Annotated in this window: 12 protein-coding genes; 4 read left to right on the plus strand and 8 right to left on the minus strand. The window is 70.8% G+C overall.

Annotation, left to right across the window (positions count from 1 at the left end):
* Positions 1 to 65 precede the first annotated feature (65 nt).
* From MUY22_RS44930 to MUY22_RS44945, 4 genes are all read right to left on the minus strand, one after another.
* Complete coding sequence (locus MUY22_RS44930) at positions 66 to 695, minus strand: NUDIX domain-containing protein (protein ID WP_247053959.1); 630 nt, start codon at positions 693 to 695, stop codon at positions 66 to 68.
* Positions 692 to 2392 carry a CTP synthase gene (locus tag MUY22_RS44935; RefSeq protein ID WP_247053961.1) on the minus strand — a complete coding sequence of 567 codons (1701 nt, stop codon included), beginning with the start codon at positions 2390 to 2392 and terminating at the stop codon, positions 692 to 694. The genes MUY22_RS44930 and MUY22_RS44935 overlap by 4 nt, the downstream gene beginning before the upstream one ends.
* Positions 2393 to 2531: 139 nt before the next feature.
* Positions 2532 to 3692: an acyltransferase gene (locus MUY22_RS44940; protein WP_247053963.1), complete on the minus strand. Its 1161-nt coding sequence runs from the start codon at positions 3690 to 3692 to the stop codon at positions 2532 to 2534.
* Between the two features lie 206 nt (positions 3693 to 3898).
* Entirely contained in the window at positions 3899 to 4579 is a 681-nt protein-coding gene (locus MUY22_RS44945; protein ID WP_247053965.1) for a GntR family transcriptional regulator, read from the minus strand.
* Between the two features lie 145 nt (positions 4580 to 4724).
* Here MUY22_RS44945 and MUY22_RS44950 point away from each other — a divergent pair, with 145 nt between their 5' ends.
* From MUY22_RS44950 to MUY22_RS44965, 4 genes are all read left to right on the plus strand, one after another.
* Entirely contained in the window at positions 4725 to 6146 is a 1422-nt protein-coding gene (locus tag MUY22_RS44950; RefSeq protein ID WP_247053967.1) for an NCS1 family nucleobase:cation symporter-1, read from the plus strand.
* Positions 6143 to 6853, plus strand: a complete 711-nt coding sequence (locus tag MUY22_RS44955; RefSeq protein WP_247053969.1) for an aspartate/glutamate racemase family protein — start codon at positions 6143 to 6145, stop codon at positions 6851 to 6853. The genes MUY22_RS44950 and MUY22_RS44955 overlap by 4 nt, the downstream gene beginning before the upstream one ends.
* A 97-nt stretch (positions 6854 to 6950) precedes the next feature.
* Entirely contained in the window at positions 6951 to 8222 is a 1272-nt protein-coding gene (locus MUY22_RS44960) for an alginate lyase family protein (protein ID WP_247053971.1), read from the plus strand.
* Between the two features lie 206 nt (positions 8223 to 8428).
* Positions 8429 to 10147 carry a glycosyl hydrolase family 18 protein gene (locus MUY22_RS44965; protein ID WP_247053973.1) on the plus strand — a complete coding sequence of 573 codons (1719 nt, stop codon included), beginning with the start codon at positions 8429 to 8431 and terminating at the stop codon, positions 10145 to 10147.
* Positions 10148 to 10245: 98 nt separating this feature from the next.
* On the opposite strand, the gene MUY22_RS44970 is transcribed toward MUY22_RS44965, so the two are convergent.
* From MUY22_RS44970 to MUY22_RS44985, 4 genes are all read right to left on the minus strand, one after another.
* Complete coding sequence (locus MUY22_RS44970) at positions 10246 to 11196, minus strand: copper transporter (RefSeq protein ID WP_247053976.1); 951 nt, start codon at positions 11194 to 11196, stop codon at positions 10246 to 10248.
* On the minus strand, positions 11193 to 12377 hold the full coding sequence (gene steA, locus MUY22_RS44975) for a putative cytokinetic ring protein SteA (protein WP_247053978.1): 1185 nt from the start codon (positions 12375 to 12377) through the stop codon (positions 11193 to 11195). The genes MUY22_RS44970 and steA overlap by 4 nt, the downstream gene beginning before the upstream one ends.
* A 97-nt stretch (positions 12378 to 12474) precedes the next feature.
* Complete coding sequence (locus MUY22_RS44980) at positions 12475 to 13650, minus strand: DUF1266 domain-containing protein (RefSeq protein WP_247053980.1); 1176 nt, start codon at positions 13648 to 13650, stop codon at positions 12475 to 12477.
* Positions 13647 to 14639, minus strand: a complete 993-nt coding sequence (locus tag MUY22_RS44985; RefSeq protein WP_247053982.1) for a zinc-binding alcohol dehydrogenase family protein — start codon at positions 14637 to 14639, stop codon at positions 13647 to 13649. The genes MUY22_RS44980 and MUY22_RS44985 overlap by 4 nt, the downstream gene beginning before the upstream one ends.
* Between the last annotated feature and the right edge of the window lie 39 nt (positions 14640 to 14678).

A 14678-nucleotide genomic window follows, 5' to 3' on the forward strand; every position in this document is an offset into this window, starting at 1 on the left:
CGAAGCGCCCCAATGTGGCGTTCGGTGCGTCTGACGCACCGAACGCCACCTCGGGGCGCATGAGGTCAGGCTTCGCGGCGCTTGGCGAACGCCGTCGGGCGGTCGCGCCACGGCGCGTCGGCCGGGCGCGGCTCCGCGCCGCCGGTGACCACCGCCTGCGCGGCCAGCACCCCCGACACCGTGGCGCCGTTCACCAGCTCGCCCGCCAGGGCCATCCGGACCGCCTCGGCCAGCGGGAACTTCCGGACGACCAGGTCGGCCTCCTCGTCCCCGAGCACGTCACGCTCCACATCGGACAGTCCGCGGGCCAGGAAGATCCGCACCACCTCGTCGGTGAAGCCGGGTGACGCCGCGACGTCGACCAGGGTCGCCCAGTCGGCGGCGGCCAGCCCGACCTCCTCGACGAGCTCCCGCTTGGCCGTGCCGACCGGGTCCTCGCCGAGGTGGTCGATCAGGCCGGCGGGCAGCTCCCACAGCCGGTGCCCCATCGGGTGCCGGTACTGGTGCACCAGCGTGACCTGCTGGTCCTCGTCCAGCGCGACGATCGCGACCGCGCCCAGGTGCTCGATGACCTCGCGGGCCGCGGTGTTGCCACCCGGCATCACCACCTGGTCGATCCGCAGGCCGACGACGCGTCCGATGTGGACGTCGCGGCTGGCGGCGACGGTGAACTCGTGCTCTCCCGGCGCGGTCACCGGGCGGCCACGGGGGCTTCGGGCAGCTCGACCGGCAGCCGCTCGGCGACCTTGCGGTCCACCACGGCCTTGACGAACGCGCTGAACAGCGGGTGCGGCCGGGTCGGGCGGCTCTTCAGCTCGGGGTGCGCCTGGGTGCCGACGAAGAACGGGTGCTTGTCGGCGGGCAGCTCGACGAACTCGACCAGGCGGTCGTCCGGCGACGTGCCGGAGAACACCAGGCCGGCGTCGGTGAGCTGCTTGCGGTAGGCGTTGTTCACCTCGTAGCGGTGCCGGTGGCGCTCGGACACCTCGGTGGTGCCGTACGCCTTCGCGACCTGCGAGCCCGGCTTGAGCTTCGCCGGGTACGCGCCGAGCCGCATGGTGCCGCCCATGTCGCGCTCGCCCGCGACGACGTCGCGCTGGTCGGCCATCGTCGAGATCACCGGGTGCTCGGTGTTCTCGTCGAACTCCGACGACCCGGCGTCGGTGATGCCGGCCAGGTGCCGGGCACCCTCGATGACCATGCACTGCAGGCCGAGGCACAGGCCGAGCAGCGGCACGCCGCGGGTGCGGGCGTACTCGATCGCGCCGACCTTGCCCTCGATGCCGCGGATGCCGAACCCGCCCGGGATCAGCACACCGTCCACATCGGACAGCACGGACGCCGCACCGGACGCGGTCTGCGCGTCGTCGGAGGCGACCCAGACGATCTCGACCTTGGCCCGGTGCGCGAACCCGCCCGCGCGCAGCGCCTCGGTGACCGAGAGGTAGGCGTCCGGCAGGTCGATGTACTTGCCGACGACCGCGATCTTCACCGTCTCGCTCGGGTTGTGCACCCGGTCGAGCAGGTCGCCCCACACCGTCCAGTCGACGTCGCGGAACGGCAGGCCGAGGCGGCGCACCACGTAGGCGTCGAGCGCCTCGCGGTGCAGCACCTTCGGGATGTCGTAGATCGACCGCGCGTCCGGGCAGGCGACGACCGCCTCGTTGTCGACGTCGCACATCAGGCCGATCTTGCGCTTGAGGTCCTCGGGGATCTCCCGGTCGGCCCGGCAGACCAGCGCGTCGGGCTGGATGCCGATGTTGCGCAGCGCGGCGACCGAGTGCTGGGTCGGCTTCGTCTTGAGCTCGCCCGACGGCGCCAGGTACGGCACCAGCGAGACGTGCAGGAAGAAGCACTGGTCGCGGCCGACGTCGTGGCGGACCTGGCGGCACGCCTCCAGGAACGGCAGCGACTCGATGTCGCCGACCGTGCCGCCGACCTCGGTGATGACGACGTCCGGGGCGTTCCCGGCCTCGTCGGGCTCGGCGGCCGCGGTGATCCGGGACTTGATCTCGTCGGTGATGTGCGGAATGACCTGCACCGTGTCGCCGAGGTACTCGCCGCGGCGTTCCTTGGCGATCACCTCGGAGTAGACCTGGCCGGTCGTGACGTTGGCCTTGCCGTCGAGGGAGCGGTCGAGGAAGCGCTCGTAGTGCCCGATGTCGAGGTCGGTCTCGGCGCCGTCGTCGGTGACGAACACCTCACCGTGCTGGAACGGGTTCATCGTCCCGGGGTCGACGTTGAGGTACGGATCGAGCTTCTGCATCGTGACGCGAAGCCCGCGCGCGGTAAGGAGTTGCCCCAGGCTCGAGGCCGTGAGTCCCTTACCCAGAGAGGAGGCAACGCCTCCGGTGACAAATACGTACTTGGTAGCCCGCGACTGAAGTCCCACGGGCCGCCAGCATATCCGAAGGCCGCGGATCCGCGCGCCGGGACATGCCCTAAGCCGCTTTCGGGGGGTCCGGCGGGGCGGAGCCCCCCGGCGGGGCGCGGGGTTCGACCCCGCGAAACACAGTGCCCTTGACCACGCGTCAGGCGGCGACCTTGGCGAGTCGCAGCCGGGGGCGGCCGGTGAGCGCGCGGCTGCCCGGCAGCCGGCGCAGCACCTCCACGATGACGATCGTCAGCGCGATCGTGGCGACGTAGATGACCGCGCTGAGCCACGGCGCGCCGAAGCGCTCCGCCACGTGCGGGATGACCGGGCCGAGCAGGGCCAGCGCGAGCGGGTGGACCAGGAAGATGCTGAACGACCGGTTCGCCGCCCAGGAGACCAGCCGGGCGCCCTTGCCGCCCTCCCGGCGGCGTGCGGCCCACCACGTGGTGAACGCGTAGATCGCCGCGATGACCGTGAGGAACCACGGGATCAGGTACGGCTGGAACGGGTCACTGGCCACCTGCGGGAACGTTCCACTGTGGACGGTCCGGAGGTAGCACCACTCGGTGCCGGCCAGCACCGCCACCAGCGCGCCGCCGAGCAGCAGCCGGTGCCGGCCGACCCAGGCGTGCACGGTCTCGAAGTGCATCGCGATCACGGCACCGAAGAGTGTGTAGAACTGGTACGGCAGGATCGTGGCGTACAGGTGCGTGATCGTCTCGTAGCTCACGCCCAGCGGCTGGTAGGTCATGAACGCGACCACGCCGACCTGCACCAGCCCGCTGCCCAGCAGCAGCCACCGGTGTTTGCCCGCGGTGGCCCGCAGGAGCTTCATCAGGAACGGGAACAGCAGGTAGACCTGCATCGTCACGAGCAGGAAGTACAGGTGGTACCAGGCACCGCCGGTGACGAGGTCGGTCAGCAGCAGCCGCATCGACGCCTCGAGCGAGCCGGGCTGCTGCCCGCCGGTGACCAGCGAATACGCCCAGAAGAACATGGTCCACGCGAGGTAGGGCGTCGCGACCAGCGGCAGCCGGCGGCGCCAGAAGTCACCCGCCGTCAGCTCGCGGCCGCGGTTCTGGAACACCAGCACGAACCCGGTCAGCGCGAAGAACGCCTCACGCGTGAAGTGCAGCGGGGTCTCGACGGCGTTCGCCCCGACGTCCTGCGCGAAGTTCGTCGCGCCGACCACGTGGATCAGGATCACGCAGGCGAAGGTGATCAACCGGAACAGGTCGATCTGGTGGAGGTAGGGCGCTTTGCCGCCCGGTCTCGTGCCGCGGGCGGGGGCCTCGAGCGTGGCCTGGGCGGTCGTCATCGTGCCACCTTCACGGCACCAGATTCGGCGTTGATCACGGTGTCAGGTTTGCCGCCCATTCTGTGAATTTCCCATGTACCCACTGGGAGCCGCCTGTTGGACCAGCTCCCGCGCGCTGTCGGATATGCCACGTCCACTCAGAGCGCGCGATCCCGATGATCATGTTAATGAGTGAGCCATCGGGCACCAAGAGTGACCATAGTGGGTCACCCGGCCGGCCGCTCACCCGGCTCGTCGTCCCCGAAAAGGGACCTCAGCGTCACTGTCCGGTTGACGCGCACGTGCTCGGCCGCTTCGGCGTGCGCGCGGTCCGCGTCGCCCGAGGCGATGGCGTCGTGGAGGCGCCGGTGCTCGTCGAGCAGGTCGGCCCAGTGCTCGTTCTGGCTCGTGAGCCAACGCAGCCGGCCCTCCAGGGGCTGCAGCATCGTGGTCAGCAGCGCGTTGCCCGCGATGGCGACGATCTCGTCGTGGAAGCGTGAGTTGAGGACGGTGATCCGGGCCGCGTCGCCGCGGGCCGTCGCGCGGGCGGCGTCGGCCAGGACGCGCTCGAGCCGCTTCAGCTCGGCCGCGCCCGCCCGGGACGCGGCGAGCCCGGCGGCGAGGCCCTCCAGGGCCTCCCGGACGTCGAACAGCTCCTCGACGTCGACCCGGGCCAGCTGCCGGACGACGACCCGGCGCGGCGACTGGACGACGAGGAACCCCTCGGCCTCCAGGCTGCGGATGGCCTCCCGGACCGGCACCCGGGATACGCCCAGGTCCTCGGCCAGCTCGCGCTCGACCAGCCGGTCGCCCGGGCGCAGCCGCCCGGTGAGGATCCGCTCCCGCAGCTCCTCGCGCACCCGCTGCCGGGTGGCCGCGAGGGGCTGCCGTTCACTCGCCGACGTCACCGGGCTCCCCTCAACATCTCCGTAACCGGACGTAACACGAGTTTATCGACGGGAGGGTTGACTGCCGAAGACCCCGGGGTGATATTTGGGATACCAATTTTTGGTATCCCAAATCCCCGCCGTCGCACGTCGACCGGAGGCAATCATGACCGCCGCCCCGCTCACCGACTCGCAGCAAGAGACGCCCGCCCCGCCGGACCCCCGGCTCTGGAACGAGGACCTCGCCCCCGCCCAAGAACGCCGGTGGAAGGTCTACGACATCTTCGCGCTGTGGATGTCCGACGTGCACAACCTGGGCAACTACACCTTCGCGGCCGGGCTGTTCGTGCTCGGCCTGTCGGCCTGGCAGGTGTTCACCGCCCTGCTGTTCGGGTTCGTGATCATCTACGTCGGGATGAACCTGATGGGCCGGATCGGCCAGCGCACCGGCGTGCCGTTCCCGGTGGTCGCGCGGCTGAGCTTCGGCACGTTCGGGGCCAACCTGCCCGCGCTGATCCGCGCGATCATCGCGATCTTCTGGTACGGCATCCAGACCTACCTGGCCAGCGTGGCCATCACGCTGCTCGTGCTCGCCATCGACCCGGGCCTGAAACCGTTGACCGAACACGGTTTCCTCGGCCTGCACGCGCTCGGCTGGATCTGTTTCGTCGCGCTCTGGGCGGCGCAGGCGCTGATCCTGACCCGCGGCATGGAGTCGATCCGCAAGTTCCAGGACTGGTGCGGCCCGGCGATCTGGGTCGTGATGATCGCCCTGGCCGTGTGGATCCTCGCCGCCGCCCACTGGAACATCTCGTTCACCAGCAGCCCGAAGCAGCTGTCCACCGGCGAGCAGATCCGGCAGTGGTTCGGCGCGGCCGGGCTGATCCTGGCCACCTACGGCACGCTGATGCTCAACTTCTGCGACTTCTCCCGCAACGCCCCGGACCAGAAAACCGTGCGGCGCGGCAACTTCTGGGGCCTGCCGATCAACTCGACGGCGTTCGCGCTGCTGTCGGTCGTCGTCACCGCGGGCAGCATGCAGGTGTTCGGCGAGGCCATCACCGACCCGGCCGAGCTGCTGTCCAAGGTGCACAACACGCCGGTGCTGATCATCGGCGCGCTGACCTTCGCGATCGCCACCATGGGCGTCAACATCGTCGCGAACTTCGTCTCCCCCGCCTACGACCTGGCCAACATCTGGCCGAAGCGGATCACGTTCACCATCGGCGGGATGATCAGCGCGGTCGCCGCGCTGTGCGTGCTGCCGTGGAAGCTGTACTCCTCGCCCGCGGTGGTCAACTACTTCCTCGGCGGGCTCGGCGCGTTCCTCGGGCCGCTGTTCGGGATCATGATCGTCGACTACTACCTGATCCGCCGCGGCAAGGTCGACGTCGCGCAGCTGTTCGTCGACGGCGGCGTCTACCCGCGGGTGAACCCGCGCGCCCTGGTGGCGTTCTTCCCGACCGCCGCGCTGGCCGCGGTGATCGCGCTGGTGCCGTACTTCGCCCCGGCCGCGCCGTACTCGTGGTTCATCGGCACGGCGTCGTCCGCGCTGCTGTACTTCGCGGTCTCGCGGAACCAGCGATGAGGATCGTCGTCACCAACTGCAACACCACCGAGGCGATGACGAAGGAGATCGGTGCCGGTGCCCGCGCCGCGGCGAGCCCGGGCACCGAGATCCTCGCCCGGACGCCGCGCTGGGGCCCGGAGTCGGCCGAGGGGTGGCTGGACAGCTTCCTGTCGGCGGCCGCCGTGCTCGATCTGTTGCGGGGCCTGGAAGAACCGTTCGACGCGGTCGTGCTCGCCGGGTTCGGCGAGCACGGCCGCGAGGGCGCCCGCGAACTGCTGGACGTCCCGGTCGTCGACATCACCGAAGCCGCCGCGCACCTGGCCTGCCTGCTGGGCCGCCGCTACGGCGTCGTGACCACTTTGGACCGGACGTGCGGGTTGATCGAGGACAGCCTGCACTCCGCCGGCGTCGCCCAGAACTGCGTGACGGTCACCGGTGCCGGCCTCGGCGTGCTGGAGCTGACGGACGAACGCCGCACGGAGTCGGCGCTGCTGACCGCCGGGCGCCGGGCGCGCGACGCCGGGGCGGAGGTCCTGGTGCTCGGCTGCGCCGGGATGACCGGGCTGGACCGGCGGATCGCGACGATGCTGGACATCCCGGTCATCGACGGCGTCGCCGCCGCCGTCCGCCTCGCCGAGTCGCTCGTCGCGCTGGGCCTCAAGACCAGCCGGGCCGGGTCCTACGCCCGGCCGCTGGACAAGAAGCGGACTTGGCCGACCGTTTGACAGCCGCCGCACCGGGGAGCCAGAATCGCCGTCGCCACTGCCGTACCGCCGCCCGGTGACGAGTGGGGATCCTGGCGTCCCCGAAGGGCGGTCCAAGGTGCGAAGGCAGCTACACGTTCTCGGGGCGACGGTGCTGGCCGCGTGCCTGGCCCTGGTCCCGCTCAGCGGGACGGCGACGGCCGGGCAGGCGCCGCACACTGTCGTCACCGACGGCCAGAAGCTCGCGGACATCCAGTCGGCGCTCAAGCACGGCCACGCCACGCAGGCGCAGCGCGACGCGCTGAAGGTGGTGCTGGGCAAGGCGAACACGGCGTTGACAGCCGGCCCGTGGTCGGTCGTGGACAAGCCGACCGCGCCGCCGAGCGGTGACAAGCACGACTACCTGAGCCAGGCGCCCTACTGGTGGGCGAGTGAGAAGACGCCGGAGAACCCGCAGGGCTGCCCGTACGTCAACAAGGACGGCCAGCGCAACCCGGAGGCCGACGCGATCACCGACCACACCTACCGGATGGTGGCGTGGGACGCGATGTACTACCTCTCGCTCGCCTGGTACTACACCGGCGACGCGAAGTACGCGAAGCGGGCGGCGCTGGACATCCGGACGTGGTTCCTCGACCCGGCCACCAAGATGAACCCGAACATGACGTACTCGCAGATCATCCCGTGCAAGAACACGATCAGCGGCACCGGGATCATCGACTCCACGCAGTCGTTCAGCCAGGTCCTCGACGTGTTCGCGCTGCTCGACACGGGCGCGCCGGGCTGGACCGGCCAGGACCGCGCCGGCGTCAAGGCGTGGCTCGCGCAGTACCTGAACTGGATGCAGACCAGCCCGCAGGCGAAGCTGGAACTGGCCGCCACGAACAACCACGGCACGTTCCTCGACATGCAGAACGCGACGATCGCCGCGTACCTGGGCCGGCGGGACGCGGCGAGGAAGATCGTGCTGGACGCGGAGAAGAACCGGTTCCCGGTCCAGTTCGCCGCCGACGGCAGCCAGCCGCTCGAGCTGGCGCGGACGATGTCGTGGCACTACGTCAACTTCAACCTCACGGCGTGGGGCCGGATGGCCGAGCTCGGCAAGAACCTCGGCGTCGACGTCTGGAAGTACACCGCGCCCAACGGGGCGACCCTGCGCAAGGTCGTCGACCAGCTGATCCCCGGCGCGCTGCAGGGCGCGGCGGGCTGGCCGCACCAGCAGATCGGCGTGTTCGACCAGTCGATCGCGGCGGACATCTTCCACGCCGCGGCCGAGGAAGCGCACGACGGCCAGGCGGCCGCCGCGCTGAAGAAGATGCCGCTGCCCGCCGGCGGTGACACGTGGCCGGTGCGCGTGTCGTGCTTCCCGCTCGACCCGCCGCTCAAGTAACCCCTACCATCGCTGGGAAATCCGGACACCGGACCCCATAGCACACGGCTGCCGAGATTGGTCTAGTCCAAAGTATTGACACTCGGTGTGCGCACGCGCACATTCATGAACGGGCCGGCACCTGTTCGTGAAGAACCATCGCGTACCGCCCCCTCTCGCGCCGACGCGGCCCGGGAGGGGGCCGTCCGCCTGCGCGAGGAGACAGCATGCAGAGGGTTTCCCGAAGATTGGCGATGGTCGCCGCCGCCGCGGCCGCCCTGGTCGTGGGCGCGCTCACGGTCGCCGGCCCGGCCGCGCCACCCGCGGCCGCCGCTACGTCCGGCGGGGTCCGGATCGCCTACTTCGACCAGTGGAGCATCTACCAGAACGCCTACTACCTGAAGAACGTCGACGCGATCGCCGGCAACCTCGACTACCTGCTCTACGACTTCGAGAACATCGATCCCACGAACCACACCTGCTTCGAGGCGTCGAAGGCGACCACGCCCGACCCGGGCGGCGAGACCGACCCGAACGCCGGTGACGGCGGCGAGGACCAGTTCGCCGACTACCAGAAGTCCTTCGGCTCCGACATCAGCGTCGACGGCACCGCCGACACCTTCAACCAGCCGATCGTCGGCAACTTCCACCAGCTGCAGGAGCTGAAGGCCCGGCACCCGAACCTCAAGGTGCTGCTGTCGATCGGCGGCTGGACGTACTCGAAGTACTTCTCCGACGCCGCCGCGACCGACGCGTCGCGCAAGAAGTTCGTCAGCTCGTGCCTGGACATGTTCATCAAGGGCAACATCCCGGCCTCCGGCGGCTACGGCGGCCCGGGCACCGCGGCCGGCATCTTCGACGGCATAGACATCGACTGGGAGTACCCGGGCTCGCCCACCGGGCACGTCGGCAACCACTACAGCGCTGCCGACACCGCGAACTACACCGCGCTGCTGGCGGAGTTCCGCACCGAGCTGGACGCGCTGGGCGGCAAGCACTACGCGCTGTCGGCCGCGCTGCCGGGCGGGCAGGACAAGATCGCGAAGATCCAGACCGACAAGATCGGGCAGTACCTGGACTTCGGCAACGCGATGACCTACGACATGCACGGCGCGTGGGACGCCACCGGGCCGACGAACTTCCAGGACCCGCTGTACTCCTCGCCGAGCGACCCGTCGGGCACCATTCCCCCGGGCACCGAGAAGTACACGACCGACTCGGTGATCAAGGACTACCTGCACGGCAACAGCGCGTACGGCATCGCGGGCGGGTTCCCCGCGAGCAAGCTGACGCTGGGCATCCCGTTCTACTACCGCGGCTGGACCGGCGTGCCGGCCGGCTCGAACCACGGCCTGTACCAGTCGGCGTCGGGGCCGTCCGCGGGCCACACGCTGAGCGGCAACGTGCCGGGCGTGGCGATGTACAAGGAACTCTCCGGCATCGTCGACAACCCGGCCGACACCTACTGGGACCCGGTCACGCAGTCGGCCTGGTTCTACGACGGGACCAACTTCTTCGGCGGCTCCTCGGCCCAGTCCATCAAGGCCCGCACCGACTACATCCACTGCACCGGCCTCGGCGGCGCGATGATGTTCTCGCTCTACGACCTGGACCCGGGTTCGACGCTCTTCCACGCCGTGGTCAACGGCCTGGCCGCGTCGACGCCGAACTGCTCGACACCGCCGCCGACCACCACGCCGACGACCCCGACCACACCCACCACCCCGACGACCCCCACCACCCCGACCACGCCCACGACACCCACCACTCCGCCGACGACCACGCCCACCACGCCGCCGTCGGTCCCCGCGTGGGCGCCGAACACGGCCTACGCCACGGGTGCGAAGGTGACCTACAACGGCGTCACGTACACGTGCCGCCAGGCCCACACCTCGCTGGTGGGCTGGGAACCGCCGAACGTCCCGGCCCTCTGGCTCGCCGGCTGACCCACTCGCCCCACCCGAGTCCGTGAATGTCACATCGAGGGACATAGCGTCCCTCGATGTGGCATTCACGGACTTTTCCTGGGGAAACGCTTGCGGGGTCAGTTGCCGGTGGGGCTGGTGACGCCCGGTGCGGGCGCCTGGGCGTTGCCCGCGATGCCGTAGCGGCCGGCCGCACCGTCGAGCTGTTCCTTCAGCGCCAGCACGGTGCTCACCCGGCCGGCGGAGGTGTCCACGTTGTCCACAGTGGACAGGATCGACGTCGCCGAGGTGTCCGCGCGGACGACGCCGAGCGCGCCGGTGCCGTCGGCGGAACCGGCGTCCCCCGCGAGCACGGTGCCCGCACCGGTGCGGTCGAGCTGGGTGGTGAACCGCGCGATCGTGGCCGCCCGGTCGCCCGCGCCGTCGCCGGTCGCCTGCGCGCCGGTGAGCACCACGGCCAGCTGCGCCGGCTTGACGTCGGGGCCCGCCTTGACGAACCCGCCGTCGGTGAGCCCGCCCAGGGCCGCGGCCAGCTCCTCACCCGAGGACTGCGGCTTGGCGGACGCCTTGTCCAGCAACAACACCGAGCCGAGCAGCGCGCCGGCGAGCGTGCCGGAGTCACCCGCGGTCGGGAACTTCGACCCGGCCGGCTGCAGCCGCGTGACGACGTCGCGGAGCTGGTCGGCCTTCTCGGGATCGGCGAACGCGGCCGTCAGCTGCACCTCGCCGGTCACGGTCGCGCCGGACTGGCCGATCAGCTGCTTGAGCGCGTCCCGGTCGGCCGGGCGCGCGTCCTCGGTGGTCACGAGGACCACCGTCCGCTTGTCCAGCACCCCGGCGACGACCTTCGGCCCCATGGCGCCGGCGAACGCGTCCGCGTCGGCGAGCCGGGCGGTGAGCGCGTTGCGCTGGGCTTCGAGGTCGGAGACCTGGCTGCCCAGGTCCTTCTTCTCCCCCGCCAGCCCCGAAAGCAGCGAGCCGTTCAGCGCCGTCGAACCGAGCACGACGCCGACGGCGAGGGCCAGGAAGCAGGCGGCGATGGAAACTACGTGGTAGCGAAGCGAAATCACGTGAACAATCCCTTGACCCAGGCAGCGAGCGAATTCCAGGTGTGCCGGAGCCAGTCCAGGTAGACCGAGCCCACGTCGGACACCAGCAGGGCCGCGGCGACGACCACGACCGCGGCGAGCACGAGCAGGACGACCGCGCCGATCGAGACCCGGCTGCGGTGCAGCGTCGCCACCGCTTTCCCGTCGACGAGCTTCGTGCCGAGCTTCAGGCGCGTGAGGAACGTCGACGGGTTGGAGCCGGACCGGCCGTGGTCGAGGAACTCGCGCAGGGTGGCCTGGAAACCGACCGTGACCACGAGGGTCGCGCCGTGCGCGTCGGCCAGCAGCAGCGCGAGGTCCTCGGCGTTGCCGGACGCGGGGAACGTCACCGCGCCGATGCCGAGGTCCTGGATCCGCTCGACGCCGGGGGCGTGCCCGTCCGGCTGGGCGGGCACCACGACCTCGCCGCCGCTGCGCAGCGTCGCGGTGCCGATCCCGGTCGGGTCGCCGACCATGACGTCCGGCAGGTGGCCCTGCGCCCGCAGAGTGTCGGCGCCGGCGTCGACGCCGATCAGCACCGGCCGGTGCTCGGCGATGTACTTCTTGAGCTTCTTGAGGTCTTCGGCGTGCCCGTTGCCGCCCGCGACGACCAGCACGTGCCGGTCCCGCAGCTGCACCTTCAGCTCCGGCACGCCGACGCCGTCGAGGATCAGCGTGCGCTCGCGGCGCAGGAACTCGATGGTGTTGGCCGAGAACGCCTCCAGCTGCGTCGACATCCCGGCCTTGGCCTCGATCATCTGGTCCGCGACGCTGTCGGCGGTCTGCTCGATGCCGGAGGCGACCTGGCGCTCGCCGACGTACACGACGCCGTCGAGCAGCCGCAGCTTCGTGCCGTCCTTGATCGAGCGCAGCAGCTCCCCGCCCACCGAGTCGACCAGCGGGACGCCGGCGGCGATGAGGATCTCGGGGCCCAGGTTGGGGAACCGGCCGGAGATCGAGGGCGACGCGTTGACCACGCCGGCGACCTCGGCGTCGACGAGCGCGTCGGCCGTCGCGCGGTCGAGGTCCAGTTGGTCGAGCACGACGATGTCGCCCGGACTGATCCGGCGCAGCAGCTCCCGGGTGCGGCGGTCGACCCTGGCGACCCCGGTGATGCCCGGCAGGGGTTCGGAGTTCCGCGTGAGCAGCCCGGTGAGCTTCATGTGGCCGATGGTGACAAATTTGCTCGTGGGACTGCGCACGCCACGCCGTAGCAGAGGTGACTCGTTGTGGTGAGCCACGCCGCGCCCAAGTTCCCGATCAGGCGTCGGACTCCTCCGAAAGAGACCCGAAATCGAGGTTCACCCAGGGGCTGCCCGGGTCCTGAAGGAGCTGGTGGTGGACCCGCACGGCGGCGGGGTACCACTCGCCGAACTCGTCGTCCCGGCTGTGCAGCACCCGGCCCATGAGGTAGCCCGCCGACAGGTCGGCCCATGACTGGTGGTAGCGACGCGCGAGCGAGCCGGCCTCCAGGACCATCAGCTCGGCGGTGAGCGCGTCGCAGTACCCGGCGGCCAGCCCCCAGCGCGCGATGTTGACCGCGCGCCCGACGTCCCAGGACAACGCCGTCGTGACGAAACCCCCGGCGTCGAGCAGGCCGTCGGCGCGGAAGCGCTGCTCGTAGCGCGACACCCGGCGCACGGTGTCGCGCAGCTCGTCGGCCTGGTCCTCGGCGTCGTTCTCCGCGCACCACCGGCCCACCAGCTGCGCCCAGGTCAGCGGGTCGAACTCGCCGTCGCGCAGCCCGGACTCGGCGGCGAACCGCAGGCGCAGCATCAGCACCAGGTTGCCGGGCGTGAGCGCGTAGCCGTCGCCGATGAGGTCACCGATCGTGGCGCGCCAGGCCGGCGGGTCGGCCACGCCCCACCAGTCGCGCAGGCCGCGGACCTCGGCCACGTAGTCGTGGTAGCGCGCGTCGAGCAGGTTCCACGGCGCCGCGTTCAGCACGGCCAGGTGCGCCCCGCAGGCGAGCGCGTGCGCGATCGGCCCTTCGAGGTGCCCGTAGGGCGCGGTGATCAGCCGTTCGACCTGCTCTTCCAGCGGCGTGACGTCATCGAGGTGGGCGTCCAGCCACGGCTGCAGCGTCGCGCCCGGCAGCCGCCACTCGCCCCGGGTGCCGCGGTTGAACACGACCCGCTCGTGGCGCCCGACGCCGTCGACCGCCCAGTCGAGCGCCCCGCTCATCACGACGACGTCCGGCCCGAGGTCGGGCAGCGCGCCGCGGGTGAACACCTGCAGGAACTCGTCGCCGCCGGTCTCGTGGTAGACGTTCGGGAAGGTCTCGGCGCGGTCCTCGAGGATGCTCTCGGCGTCGGCCCGCCGGATGGGGACGAACAGTTCCTCCCCGGCGAGCAGGCCGAGGTAGGTGTCGAGGTCGCCCTCCCGGCGGGCGGCGGCCAGCTGCGCTTCGACATCCGCGGGTGGCGGCAGGATCAAGGGGCGGCTCCCTCCACTCGGCCGGTCAGCACGACGAGCTTGCCCGCCGTCCGGTTGTGCTCCAGGTCGTCGTGCGCCTGCCGGATCGCCTCCATCGGGTAGACCCGGGCCGGGCCGAGGCTGACGCCGCCGGCGGCGATCCGGTCGAGGTACCGCTGGAGAACCGATGCGGGCAGATCGTCCGCCTCACCACCATAAGCGGTCAAGCGCACACCGGCGGGAAGGTATCCGATCGGATAGAAATTCTTGATTGTCCACTGGTTCGAGAGCATGCCCGTGAAGCACACGGTGCCGTGCACGCGGACGGCCGCGAGGGTGTCCGGCAGGGTCGGCGTCCCGACGAGTTCGAGAGCGGCGTCGACGCCGTCCGGGACGATCGCCCGGACCTGCGCGGCGACGTCGCCGTCGTCCAGGAGCGGGTGCTCGACGCCGTGCGCGGCCAGGGTGCCCAGGCGGTCCCGCTGCCGGGTCGTGGCGAAGACGGTGGCGCCGAGGTCACGGGCGAGCGTCGCGGTGGCGAAGCCGAGCGCCGACGTCCCGCCGCGGATCAGCAGCGTCTGGCCTTCCCGCAGGTCGAGGCCGGTGGTGAGGGAGCCGTACGCGGTCTGCAGTGTCTCCGGGACCTGGCCGAGCACCTCCCACGGCAGGTCCGAGCGGAACGACACGACCTGCTCGCGCGGGACGAGCGTGTACTCGGCATAACCGCCGTCGAAGGTGCGGCCCATCCCGCCCATCATCGTGGCGACCTGCTGTCCGACCGCGAAACCGCCGTCGGGCGCGGCGTCGACGACGCCGACGGCCTCGATGCCGGGCACCCGCGGGAACGTGACGCCGTCGGCCAGGCCGAGACGGGTGTGCAGCTCGGAACGGTTGAGCCCGAACGCCTTGACGGCGATCCGGACCCAGCCCGGTTTCGCCTCGGGCAGCGGGATGTCCTTCAGTTCGAGGTTCTCGACCGGGCCGGGTTCCCGGAGTACCACTGCGCGCATCGGGCGTCCTTTCTTCGCAAGCGAACAGTCCGCACAACA

It is taken from the genome of Amycolatopsis sp. WQ 127309, assembly GCF_023023025.1.
Lineage (GTDB): Bacteria > Actinomycetota > Actinomycetes > Mycobacteriales > Pseudonocardiaceae > Amycolatopsis.

Coding starts and splice junctions, on each gene's coding strand:
- MUY22_RS44940 (WP_247053963.1), bottom strand. CDS start 3,692: ATGACGACCGCCCAGGCCACGCTCGAGGCCCCCGCCCGCGGCACGAGA.
- MUY22_RS44950 (WP_247053967.1), top strand. CDS start 4,725: ATGACCGCCGCCCCGCTCACCGACTCGCAGCAAGAGACGCCCGCCCCG.
- MUY22_RS44955 (WP_247053969.1), top strand. CDS start 6,143: ATGAGGATCGTCGTCACCAACTGCAACACCACCGAGGCGATGACGAAG.
- MUY22_RS44965 (WP_247053973.1), top strand. CDS start 8,429: ATGCAGAGGGTTTCCCGAAGATTGGCGATGGTCGCCGCCGCCGCGGCC.
- steA (WP_247053978.1), bottom strand. CDS start 12,377: ATGAAGCTCACCGGGCTGCTCACGCGGAACTCCGAACCCCTGCCGGGC.
- MUY22_RS44985 (WP_247053982.1), bottom strand. CDS start 14,639: ATGCGCGCAGTGGTACTCCGGGAACCCGGCCCGGTCGAGAACCTCGAA.